This is a genomic window from Anaerohalosphaeraceae bacterium (genome assembly GCA_035378985.1).
GTDB lineage: Bacteria > Planctomycetota > Phycisphaerae > Sedimentisphaerales > Anaerohalosphaeraceae > JAHDQI01.
In genome coordinates this window covers 1-11,156 of the sequence record DAOSUR010000031.1, presented here as the reverse complement: position 1 = coordinate 11,156, position 11,156 = coordinate 1, and the positions used below count along the sequence as shown (strand labels likewise).

At 56.6% G+C, this 11,156-nt stretch carries 14 protein-coding genes; 8 read left to right on the top strand and 6 right to left on the bottom strand.

Annotation, left to right across the window (positions count from 1 at the left end; all coding sequences use genetic code 11):
• Together PKY88_13005 and PKY88_13000 are read right to left on the bottom strand one after the other, a co-directional pair.
• Positions 1-1,054, bottom strand: a 1,054-nt coding sequence (locus PKY88_13005; GenBank protein HOQ06118.1) for an MCP four helix bundle domain-containing protein, incomplete at its 3' end; no start/stop codon positions are given.
• 26 nt (positions 1,055-1,080) lie between these two features.
• Positions 1,081-1,590, bottom strand: coding sequence for a chemotaxis protein CheW (locus tag PKY88_13000; protein ID HOQ06117.1), 510 nt, complete (start codon positions 1,588-1,590; stop codon positions 1,081-1,083).
• A gap of 304 nt (positions 1,591-1,894) precedes the next feature.
• Between PKY88_13000 and PKY88_12995 the strand changes: the two genes are divergently transcribed.
• From PKY88_12995 to PKY88_12975, 5 genes are all read left to right on the top strand, one after another.
• Positions 1,895-3,463, top strand: a complete 1,569-nt coding sequence (locus tag PKY88_12995) for a phage portal protein (GenBank protein HOQ06116.1) — start codon at positions 1,895-1,897, stop codon at positions 3,461-3,463.
• A 48-nt stretch (positions 3,464-3,511) separates the two neighbouring features.
• Positions 3,512-4,009: a hypothetical protein gene (locus tag PKY88_12990; GenBank protein HOQ06115.1), complete on the top strand. Its 498-nt coding sequence runs from the start codon at positions 3,512-3,514 to the stop codon at positions 4,007-4,009.
• A gap of 95 nt (positions 4,010-4,104) precedes the next feature.
• Positions 4,105-5,259, top strand: a complete 1,155-nt coding sequence (locus PKY88_12985; GenBank protein ID HOQ06114.1) for a DUF5309 family protein — start codon at positions 4,105-4,107, stop codon at positions 5,257-5,259.
• A gap of 123 nt (positions 5,260-5,382) precedes the next feature.
• On the top strand, positions 5,383-6,048 hold the full coding sequence (locus PKY88_12980; protein ID HOQ06113.1) for a hypothetical protein: 666 nt from the start codon (positions 5,383-5,385) through the stop codon (positions 6,046-6,048).
• A gap of 19 nt (positions 6,049-6,067) precedes the next feature.
• On the top strand, positions 6,068-6,325 hold the full coding sequence (locus PKY88_12975; protein ID HOQ06112.1) for a hypothetical protein: 258 nt from the start codon (positions 6,068-6,070) through the stop codon (positions 6,323-6,325).
• Here the strand turns inward: PKY88_12975 and PKY88_12970 are convergent.
• Entirely contained in the window at positions 6,317-6,517 is a 201-nt protein-coding gene (locus PKY88_12970) for a hypothetical protein (GenBank protein HOQ06111.1), read from the bottom strand. The genes PKY88_12975 and PKY88_12970 overlap by 9 nt on opposite strands.
• Before the next feature lie 73 nt (positions 6,518-6,590).
• On the opposite strand from PKY88_12970, the gene PKY88_12965 reads away from it, so the two are divergent.
• Positions 6,591-7,175 carry a hypothetical protein gene (locus PKY88_12965; protein HOQ06110.1) on the top strand — a complete coding sequence of 195 codons (585 nt, stop codon included), beginning with the start codon at positions 6,591-6,593 and terminating at the stop codon, positions 7,173-7,175.
• Positions 7,176-7,187: 12 nt separating this feature from the next.
• On the opposite strand, the gene PKY88_12960 is transcribed toward PKY88_12965, so the two are convergent.
• Both PKY88_12960 and PKY88_12955 read right to left on the bottom strand, forming a co-directional pair.
• Positions 7,188-7,832, bottom strand: a complete 645-nt coding sequence (locus tag PKY88_12960; protein HOQ06109.1) for a GDYXXLXY domain-containing protein — start codon at positions 7,830-7,832, stop codon at positions 7,188-7,190.
• On the bottom strand, positions 7,808-8,464 hold the full coding sequence (locus tag PKY88_12955) for a DUF2157 domain-containing protein (GenBank protein ID HOQ06108.1): 657 nt from the start codon (positions 8,462-8,464) through the stop codon (positions 7,808-7,810). The genes PKY88_12960 and PKY88_12955 overlap by 25 nt, the downstream gene beginning before the upstream one ends.
• Positions 8,465-8,672: 208 nt before the next feature.
• Here PKY88_12955 and PKY88_12950 point away from each other — a divergent pair, with 208 nt between their 5' ends.
• Positions 8,673-10,052, top strand: coding sequence for a phosphomannomutase/phosphoglucomutase (locus tag PKY88_12950; GenBank protein ID HOQ06107.1), 1,380 nt, complete (start codon positions 8,673-8,675; stop codon positions 10,050-10,052).
• A gap of 32 nt (positions 10,053-10,084) precedes the next feature.
• Positions 10,085-10,849: a glucose 1-dehydrogenase gene (locus tag PKY88_12945; GenBank protein ID HOQ06106.1), complete on the top strand. Its 765-nt coding sequence runs from the start codon at positions 10,085-10,087 to the stop codon at positions 10,847-10,849.
• Between the two features lie 8 nt (positions 10,850-10,857).
• On the opposite strand, the gene PKY88_12940 is transcribed toward PKY88_12945, so the two are convergent.
• The coding region (locus PKY88_12940; protein HOQ06105.1) for a hypothetical protein at positions 10,858-11,156 on the bottom strand (299 nt) is incomplete at its 5' end.

The window sequence follows — 11,156 nt, the reverse complement described above, 5'->3', positions numbered from 1 at the left end:
AGGCGCTGGAGACCTGCTCAGCGCCGGTGGTCAGGTCGGCAATAATCTGGTGAATGGGCTTGGTGATGCTTCGGGTGATGACATAGGCCAGGATGATGCCGATGACAATGCTGCCGGCGGAGGCCAGAAGCAGCGTCAGGTTGACCAGATTGGCTGTGGATTTCAGGGCGTTCTGCAGATGACCGTCCATCTCGCTCATCATCTGGACGATGTTGGCGGCGGTAGCGACCATTTGCGAATAGGCCTTTCGTTGGTCCAGAAGGCTTTGATAGAATTGCTCGCCGGCGCGGGCGTACTGGCTGACGGCCTCATTCATTTTGGAAGCATAGGCCTGCAGCTTGGGCTCCGAGGCGGTTTTTTGGGTCCATTCAGCAAGGCCGTCTCGCAGGGTTTGTAGCTGTTTCTGGAAGTTGTCCCATTCCTTGTCGGTTTCATTGGCAATCAGGTAGACGCCGTTGACCCGCATCAGGAGGAAGTTCTGAACAATCTTTTCATTCAGCAGCTGGTCAAACTCGGCCCAGTATGTGGCCTGAGCGGTGTTGTTTTCCTGAACGGCCTTTTGGAACTCGGGGTCAATAACTTTTTCCATGGCCTCGTTGAGATTAGAACTCATTTCCGTGCCGATGGTTCGCCAGATTCCGACGGCCTCATCTTTTTTCTTTTGGGCGGCGACGCCCTGTTCAAACAGAGAGCGGTAGTCTCCGCTGGCGGAGAGCATTTTGGAAACAAGCTGCTGGTCCTGCTGGGTCAGATGGGTATTTTCGGACAGACCTTTGAGTTCAGCAGTCAGAAGGTCATAGGATTCCATCCATTTTTCGGCGGCGTTTTTGTTGTCGGAACCGATGGCGGCGAATTTATGGATCATAAAATCCCGCCGGAGGGTGGCACACTGATTCAGGTGTCCGACCGCCTGCTGGCCGTCGAGGGTCAGGTCGGAAAGGGTTTTGACCTTGGCCATGCCCCGCCAGCTGATCAGCCCCAGCAGGGCGGTAATCACAACCAGACAGCCGAATCCCAAAAACAGCTTCGTGGACAGTTTCATGTTCTTAACCATTCGCAGACTCCTCAGAAAAAAAGGAACTATATCAATTCCTCAGCGCTTTGCTGAACGACAGAATCGATTTCAAGCAGCAGTTTGACCGAATCGTTTGTCTTGGCAATCCCACGGAGGAAAGAGGTATCGATGGTGCTGCCGAGAGATGGTGCCGGCTCAATTTGGTCGGCCTCAATCTCTAAGACCTCCGAGACCCGGTCCACTATCAGGCCGGTCATAGTTGCCCCTTCTGCTGTCTGCGTTTCAATGATAACGATACAGGTATGGTCTGTAATCTCCTTCTCAGGCATTCCGAATTTCAGGCGAAGGTCGATAACCGGAATGACCTGACCTCGCAGGTTCAATACGCCTTTCAGGTAAACCGGCGATTTCGGCACCGGCGTAACAGGTACATAGCCGATAATCTCGCGGATTTGCAGGATTTCTATCCCAAACTCTTCATTCCCGATGGCAAATGTTAAGTATTTGCCTTCGATGGCGAGATTCTTTTCAGAGTGTGACCTTGTAACAGATGAGGTTGTTGCTGAGACTGCCATTCTTCAGCTCCTAAACTCTTAGGATTGTTTTTTTTCTGAATTCGGGAATTGTTCTGAGAAGGGATTCGGGATTATTGGAGTTAGACTTAAGAAAAAAATGCAGCTTTTTTAATACAGTCCAAAACTGCAACGGGGGAAAACATTTTTTTCAGAATTATTCTTTTTTTGATAAATCGTTTATTTTTTTCGGACTTATTGTAGGTCCTGCCGTCCGTTTCATCCCCAATTTTCGTTTCATTTGTGCAACAGTGCGCCAAGGGTAGAGAGACAAAAAAGAGCAAAACAAGCAAAACGGAGGCGACCGATGGCGTTCGACTTGACGATTTTTCAGGATTCCGCACTGAAGGAGCCCTTTCTTGACTGGCTTATTCAATCCCATTGGCCGACCTGGTTTGCCCGCTTTCATCGCCTCTGGGAGTATTATCAGAACCGCTTGATCGGTCCGGTTTCGTTTGAAGATGCCGACGGCCGCTGTGCGGAATCCGCCCGTCCCTATATCCAGGCACAGGAAATGGGCCTGCCTCCGCGGATTACCGGACGGCTGTATGATTCTCCTGACGGCATCAATGCGGGCAAGGTCGTTCGCGATATCCGCCGCAAGGAAGTCGTAGTCGAAAACGACATCGCCTGGCGCATCAGTGCGATGGTGGATTTTCTCTTCGGCAAAGGCGTTTTTTTCGTCAGCAGGGCCCCCAATGCTTCTCGCCGCAGAGCCATTCAGACGCTTCTTGAAGCTGTGTTCGAGGCCAACGGGGGCCCTGCATTCTTCCAGGACCTGGCGGTGCTCGGGGCTGTCTATGGGTTTGTCGACTGCATCATTCGTCCCGGCGCTCGGCTGAATGCACATCTTCAGGCCGCCACCCCCGGCCGTTCCGTTCAGACTCCCGATGCATCCGTATCCCTTCCGCGCATCCGCACCTTCGCTTCCGAGATTGCTCTGGACCTGGTCGAAGCCCCCCGAGCCCTGCCGGTCCTGGAAGAAGACGACTGCCGAACCATTCGTTATTACATTCAGCATTTTCTTCAGGAGCGAAACGAACCGGAGCAGCCGCCGGCGCTTCTGGAGCGGTTTTTCCGAAGGCGTTCTGTTCCTGCCGGCCGCCGCAAAACCGCCGTCACGGAAATCATTGGCCCTCGCTGCTTCCAGCGCTATGAAGATTTTCAGTGCGTTGCCGAAGGCCTTAATCCGCTCGGCTATATCCCCGTCGTGCACATTCAGAATCTTTCGCAGCCCTATGCCTACGAGGGCATCAGCGATGTCGAGCAGCTCATCGGCCTGCAGGATGAACTGAACACACGTCTGTCCGACCGGGCCAATCGGCTCACGATGCAGGCCTTTCGAATGTATCTGGCCAAGGGCATCGAGGGGGTCGGTGAAAAGCCCGTTTCGCCCGGAAGGATGTGGTGTACGGACAACGAGAACGCCTCCATTCAGGAATTCGGCGGCGACGACAACTGCCCCAGCGAAAACCTGCACATCCTCGACATCCGCGATGCAATGGACAAAATCAGCGGTGTCACCCCCGTTGTGGCCGGTGTGCTCAAGAACAAAATCGGCCATCTGACCTCCGGCGTAGCCCTGAAGATGACCTTTATGGGGATGCTCACCCGCAACAGCCGCAAGCAGTACACCTATGGGCAGGGGCTTCGGCGGATGGCCGAAATCATTCTGGATATCTTCAACCGTGCCGGCGTCTTTCCGACCTCGCCCGAAGAGCGGCAGCTGGACATCCGCTTTCCCAATCCGCTGCCCGAAGAGCCCGCCGAACAGCTCAAAGAAGCCCAGCTCAAAAAAGACCTCGGGGTCCCCGCCGCCGACATCCTCAAGGAATTGGGATACGAACCGGCAGACTTCGAGCCGACGGCGGAATAATTCCCAGCAGACAAAACAAGGAAATCTTTATCAGAAAGGAGCGAGTGTATGACCCACACAAACGAGGAACCCCGACAGGAACAGACAACCCCTCTTGGTGCGGAAGCGGTTCCGGAGGCCGTCCTGATTCGCCGGCAGGCCCAGGCCGCCGAGAAGGAACTGGCCCAAATCAAGGCCGAGCGTGATCGGCTGGATGCAGAGAATCAGACTCTCCGCAAAACGCTGGACCGGATTCAGACGGATCAGCAGCTCCTTCAGGCCGCCCGGGCCGCCGGTGCAATCGACAGCGAAACCGTCTGTCTGCTGATTCGTCAGCAGCTGGCGGAAAATGACAAGGCCGACATTCCGGCCCTGCTGGAGCGGCTCCGGAGGGAAAAGAGCTGGCTGTTTGAGGCGGACAATGCGGCACGACCGAAACGCTCTGCCGGACAGCGTGTACTGCCCGACCGCACAGCCGCCCTTCAGCAGGCCGCCGGCAGGGCCGAACGCACCGGACGGCTCAACGATGTGCAGGAATACCTGCGCATCCGAAGACAATTCACCTGAAATGCTGAAATCAGCCGTATGAAGTCACGAACCAATCATTTTGGTTTCGAATTTCGAGATTCGAAATTCATTTATTCAAAGAAAGGAGTTTGATTATGCCGTTTACCGGAAAAGCAACCTACAGCGCCGGCCCTGCTCTGCCCGAACTGGCGGAGGACGTATCGGATTTGGTCGGCATCATTTCCCCCTATGAAACGCCGCTGCTGGACGCCCTCGGCGACCCGGCCCGCAGCGCCGCCAGCACCCGCCACGAGTGGCTTGAGGATGCGCTGCTGCCCAACAAGGATTCCATCAGCGATTCGTCGCTGCTGGACCCGCTGAATGAAACGCAGTTTGATGTGAGCGACGGCGGGCGGTTTCGAGCGGGCGATCAAATTCAGATTGAAGGCAAACAGGAACTGATGCTCGTTACGCAGGTGTCCGGCAATACGCTCACTGTTATCCGCGGATATGCCGGCACGACGCGCTCGGCCCTGGCAAACGGGCAGACGGTGAATATTCTCGGCAACGCCGCCCTCGAAGGGGACGAACGCCCTCAGGCCCGTTTTACCTGCCGGCAGCGGCAAAGCAACTGGACGCAGATTTTCACCCAGTCCGTAGAGGTCAGCGGAACGGACCTGGCCGCCAGTCCCATCGGGCTGGCCGATGAGATGGATTATCAAAAACAGATGCGGCTTCGCGAACTGCTCCGCGACCTCGAAAACACCGTCATCAACGGCGGACAGCCCGCCTCGACGCCGCAAGGCAGCCCAACCGTCCGCCGGACCCTGCGCGGCATCATCCAGCACCTGCAGACCCACGTTTATTCCGTCGGTGCACAGGGCTTTCCGTCAGGCAACGACCTGGATGAACCGAAAATCAGTTATGTCCTGCGCAAAATCTGGGAAGCCAGTTCCTCAACCGTCGATTTGATTGTCGTCAACGGCTTTCAGAAGCGCAGAATCAACGGTTTTCTGACGGGGCTGCGTTCCTTCGGGCCGGCGGATACCGCCTACCGCGATCAGGTAAGTTTCTACGAAAGCGATTTCGGTCTGTGCCGAATTGTGACGACCCGGTGGATGCCGCAGGATGCCGTCCTGCTGCTGGACTCCAGCCGCATCAGTGTTCTGCCCCTGGCCGGACGAAGCTTCCATTACAAACCGCTGGCCAGCCGCGGCGATTATGAATGCGGCCAGCTCATCGGCGAGTACACCCTCGAACTGAAGAACGAGGCCGCCCACGGGCTGATTCGCGGGCTGACTTGTCAGTAAAAACCGGGCGGGTTCTGCGGCAGGACACCTTGAACGGCAGCAGGAGGTCCGCAGAATCCGCCTCTTTTTCGAAATCCAGATTTCTAAATCCGAAATCCGAAAGAAGAAAGAGGGAGCAGTTTTATGAAAGTCGCCTTCTCCACCGATGCGGATTTGTTTTGCTATGAGCCGATGATTTTCAAAGGCACATCGTTTGCCGGCCAGACGCTCGCACGCGGCCAGAACGGACAGGTCTCCGGCACCGCTTTTCTGGCGGCCGGCGAAAATTTTCCCGCCAAACAGGTGCGTGCGGGACACCTGATTTATCTGTCGGACGGCGTGGGCAGTCTCGATGGGGTTTATGAAATTGTGCGGGTGGACAGCGCCTCACAGCTGACCCTTTCGGTCTTTCGGGCCGATCCGGAAAGCGAGCCGATTCCTGTTGGGACCGGCACCTCGCTGTTTTACCGCATCGGCACCTTCGATGCTCAGTCCGCCGAAGCCGCTCGTCTGCTGATGGAGGCCCTTCCGATTGCTCCCGACCGGCCCGATGCGGCCTTTCGACTCGAGGATCTGCTCAGCACGGAACCTTTGCGCATCCTGTCCGTTCGGATGGTTCTGGCGATGGTCTTTTCCTCGCTGGTTCAGAACAAAGAGACCGAGGCGCTCTATCGAAGCAAACAGCAGCATTATGAGCAGGCCGCCGAGCAGATTCGCCGCCGAACGCTCCTGCGGTTCCTTTCGGAAGACGGCACCATTATCGAAAAGCCGCTGGCTCCGCTGTCGCCGAAAATGTCCCGAAAAGAATAGGTCAGGAAGGAATGCACCGATGGAAGCACAGCACTGGCACTTGGATCGAAAAATCAATCTGTCCGTCCTGATTCAGCTCCTGACGCTGGCGGGGCTGATTGTCGGCACCTGGGTCAATCTCCAGCGGCAGCTGGACCGCGTGGCCTATGATGTCAAACTGCTGCTGAACAATCAGGAGCGGTTTACAGGCCGGCTCGAGGCTCTGCAGGAAAAGACTCTTTCGCAGGAATACCGCCTGCGGGCCGTCGAGTCCTCGAAGTTTTCTCCTTCATTTTGAGGCGGGGCTGTTTCCCTGACTCGGCTGGGAAGGAGCTGCAAAACCGGCGGGCGATTGGAACCTGGCTTTTCGCTGGGCCGCCTTCTTCTGCTTTTTGGCATCCCAAATCAGATACCCGATTCCCCCTCCAATCAGGGCGATGCCGACGAGGGCAAACAGCACCGTTAAAAGAATCAGTGTTCCGGTTCTCATCGATGAATCCTTTGAATCCGTTTAACAGAATAGAAAAAAAGACAGGGAAAATCAAGAAAAAAAGGAGGCAAACATGAACAAGTACAGTGGGCTTTTTATTCTGTTGGTTTTGTTGTGCGGCTGTGAGGGGTTCCGCCGTCCGGCTACGCAGGCCCAAAAACAAAACGCCTGGCTCCATCTGCGGACAGCCCAGCTGGCCGCCGAGCAGGCTGTTACGGAACAGACCTCTGCGCTGCTGCAGGACCTGACGGCTTTGTCCTATCAGCAGAGCTGTGCCTTTGCGGCCGATTACGGTCTGCCGCAGGAAATGGGGCCTGTGCTGACGGCGCAGGAGATTTTGGAAGCCGCAGGGCCTGCGGCTGTCCGGGCGCAAGCCGACGGTGCCGCCGCCGAGCTGAGACCGTGGTCGATGGCGGATGGCCTGCTGGATTTGGGCCTGGCGTTGGCGGGGCTGCTGGGCGGGGCGTGGGGACTAAAGGCCGCCGCCTTTTTCCGGCAGGCACGGGAAAAATCCGATGCCCTCAAGGAAATCGTCCGCAACAACGAGCTCTTCAAGACCCTCTATCCGGATGCGGCCCCCTCGTTCAAGCAGGCCCAGTCCGCCCAAAGTCCCTCCACACGCCGGCTGGTGGCCGAACTGAAGACCCCCGCACAATAACGCCGGAACGGCTCAATATTCGTACCGTTTCCCTTGCACAATCAGCCGAATCAGGGCGTCGTTTCCGTACTTGTCCACGCGAATCTGAGCCAGCGCACGTTTGCGACTGGTCCGCAGGGCCCTTTCCAGCTCATTTCGGTCCTTCTCCGGAATGTAAAAGTTCTCAATGCCGTACTCGATTTGGTGCCCGATGACAGTGCCTTTGACGGCAATTTGCTCCGGAGAAAGGTTGGTCGGAAGGGTTTGCGACAGCGATTCGAGCGACCAGATGTCATCCGGGCCTTTTTTCAGAACAGGCCCGGAATACACTGCAAGTCCGACAGCCCCGGCAGCCAGCACTCCGGCTGTAATCAGCAGGGGATATTGAGCAGGCAAATCCTTTTTTCCGACAGCTTCCGTCACCATGTACTTGGCGTAATCGATAAACGAAGCCAGAAAGACCGCCAGAAAACACCAGAAAAGCCCAACGGTCCAGCAGGGCACAGACACAAACCGTCCGCGGGGGCTTTTCCATCCCGCCAGACCCCAGCAGAAAAACACCAGTCCAAGCAGCGAGGCCGCCGTGGCATATGTGTATTCGGGAAAGCGGTGTTCGAAAGTGTTTTGGACTGACATCGGCCAGAAAAAACCGCTCACCAGAAGCGTGCCCCACAGCACCCATTGCGACCGCAGATAATAAACCAGCGGAACAAAAAGAACCAGAACCGCCGGAGCCAGCCAGGTGAACAGAGGGGAAGCATTGTGATACCCAGATTCCCAAATCCAAAAACGGCGGCTGTAATCAGTCCCAGCACAGCATTGGGTACGCTCCGGACCGCCCAGGCAGCAGCGACGGCGCCGAGCGTCCAGACCGCAAAGCCGTTGTAAAAGTTGCTCTGCACGTGAAAAATTTGGGCAACAAGGCCGATGTTGGCCCCGAACATCAGCGTCCCCAGCAGCACGAGGGTGTGGCCCAGATTGGGCCGGCGCCCGCTGACCTTCCAGAACAGAAAACCGCTGATGTGAGCGGCCAGCATCGCCCCTAAAATCAGCGTCAGTTTCAGTTCACGGCTCAGATAGGTCCAGTGAGCCGCCACAAAACTGATGATGCCGATGCCGACCAGCGTTGCCCCGATAAAGTAAATCGTGGTAAGCAGGGCCCGGGTGCCTTCGGATGCCAGCGAAGTCAGTTGATACCGCTGACAGATAGCCGCCGCCTGTTCAGCGGACAACAGCCCCTCCGCCTCCAGTACGGACAGTTCGCTTTTCAGCCGTTTACGAAACCAGACCGACGGAAGTTTGACCCTCATAAAAGGCCTCCTTCTTGGCTCTTTTTGGCGGCCGATCGGCGGCTATTTTAACACGATTTGTTTCATTAGAATAAGGAAAAAACTGCTCGGATTTGTCTGTTGACAGGGACTTCTGAAGGGCATAAGATACGCTTATGATTATAATGGAACGCTCCGTCTGTTCGAAGGCGGGTTTCGGTGGAAATCCTTACGTTTTGGGAGATGTCGAATGAATCCTGCCATTTTTAAGGCCTATGACATTCGCGGAATCTATCCGGACCAGCTGGATGAGGAAGCCGCCTGGAAAATCGGGCATGCCACGGCCCAGTTCCTCCGCTCGATGCTGCGGGGGTATGAACGGGGTCTGGCCAATGCCCAGAGCATCTGCGTCGGGTATGATATGCGCACGCACAGCCCGGCTTTGGCTAAGGCCCTGATTGAAGGGATGAATGCCGCCCGCACGAATGTCATCGACATCGGGATGATTGACACCCCGCAGATGTATTTTGCCATCAATCATCTGGGCACCTGCGGCGGCGTGCAGGTGACCGCCTCGCACAATCCGGCCAAGTACAACGGCTTTAAGATTTCCGGCCAGCAGGCCAAACCCATCGGAGCCGACACAGGCCTGAAGGATATTAAGCACATTGCCACGGCCCTGCTGCATACCCTCGGACGGCCCGACGGTTCGGTAGAGCACTGTGATCTGACCCGCGAGTACAAACATCATGTGCTGAAGTTTCTGGAGCCCAGCCGCCGATTTCTTCGGGTGGTGGTGGATGCCTCCAACGGAATGGCCGGCAAGATGATGCCCGCCATCTTCGGCGATGTGGACAATCTCGAACTGATCGGCATTAACCTCAAACACGACGGCACCTTCGTCCACGACCCCAACCCGCTCGTCGAGGCCAACCTGAATCAGCTGCGTCAGGTCGTTCGGGACAAGCAGGCGGATGTCGGGGTCTGCTTTGACGGCGACGCCGACCGGCTGATGGTTGTCGATGAGCAGGGCCGCACCATCGGCTGCGACCTGCTGACGGCCCTGATGGTGCCGTATTTCCTGGCTAAAAATCCCGGCTCGGCGATTGTCTATGACCTCCGCAGCAGCCATGTTGTGCCCGAAGAGATTATCAAACACGGCGGCACACCGCGGCGCGAACGGGTCGGCCATGCCTTTATGAAGAAGACCCTCCGCGACAGCCACGCCTGCTTCGGCGGCGAACTGAGCGGCCATTTCTATTACCGCGACAATTTCTATGCCGACTCCGGAATGATTACCCTGGTGCACCTGCTCAATATTCTCGGCACCACCACCAAGTCGATGAGCGAACTGATTGCCCCGCTTCGCCGGTATGCCTCCAGCGGTGAGATGAACTTTGAGGTGGAAAACAAAGAAGCCGTGATGAAGGAGCTGGCCCGCAAATACAGCCAGGGACAGGTTGATGACCTCGACGGCATCACCGTGCAGTTTAAAGACTGGTGGTTCAACGTCCGCCCGAGCAATACGGAGCCGCTGCTGCGGCTCAATGTCGAAGCCAAGACGTCCGAACTGCTCGAGGAGAAACTGGCGGAACTGAAGGAGTTTCTGGGCCAGCCGGTCGCTCATTGATGGCGAAACGGAACGCACCGCCGGGGAAGGGTATGGCTGTTTACGAAGACCTGCGAGGCAAGCGCGTTTTGGTGACAGGGTCCAGCAGCGGCATCGGACAGGCCGCCGCGGCGGCCTTTGCCCGTCAGGGTTGTTTTGTCGGTGTTCACTATTTTCAGACCCGTTCCGGCGGTGAGGAGACGCTCCGGCAGGTGAAAGCTGTTTCCGACGGCTGTCTGTTCTGCGCGGATATGCGGGATGAAAAGCAGGTCCAGCGGCTGGTGAGCGATTTTGTTTCTGCGGCCGGGGGACTGGATATTCTGATTAACAATGCCGGCACGATGCTGGCCCGCTGCTCCATCGAAGAGATGACGCCGGAGTTTTATGAGGATGTCTTTGCAACCAACTGCCGCAGCGTCTTTCTGGCGACGCGGTTTGCCCTGAAGCATTTGAAACAATCGCGCGGCTGCATCGTGAATGTCGGTTCGGTGGCGGGGCATCACGGCGGGGGAGGCGGCTCCGGCATCTACGCCGCCGCCAAATCCGCGGTGCATATGATGACCATTGCGATGGCCCGCGAGTTCGCCCCCTACGGCATCCGTGTCAATACCGTTGTGCCGGGCCTGATTGAAACCCGTTTCCACGAGCGGTTCTCCACGCCCGAACGCAGACAAAAGGTTGCCCAGGAAACCCCCCTCGGACGCAACGGTACCGCCGAAGACGTCGCCAAAGTGATGCTCTTTCTGGCCAGCCGCGAGGCGGACTTTATCACCGGCGAATACATCGCCGTCAACGGCGGCCTCTACATGCGTGCCTGAGCAAACGTTTAAGGCTGAAAACCGGTAATTCCGTCTATTTTCCCCCTTTGGGTTTCGCGGAGGCGGAAATCCTTTCTATATTGTTTCTTTAAGTCTTTACACGTCAGGCCCAGTGCCTGCAGAATCTCTTCCAGTGAAATTCCCTGGTCGCAGCGGCCGGCGGCCCCGAGAATTTGGAAAACAATGGCATCTCCGGAGGTAAACAACCAATCATCTTTGCTTTGGAACAAAAATGCCAGCGATTCGGCTTCTCCGGGATCTAATCTGTCCAAATAGGCCGGGCCGTATTGCTTAGAAAACATCTCCA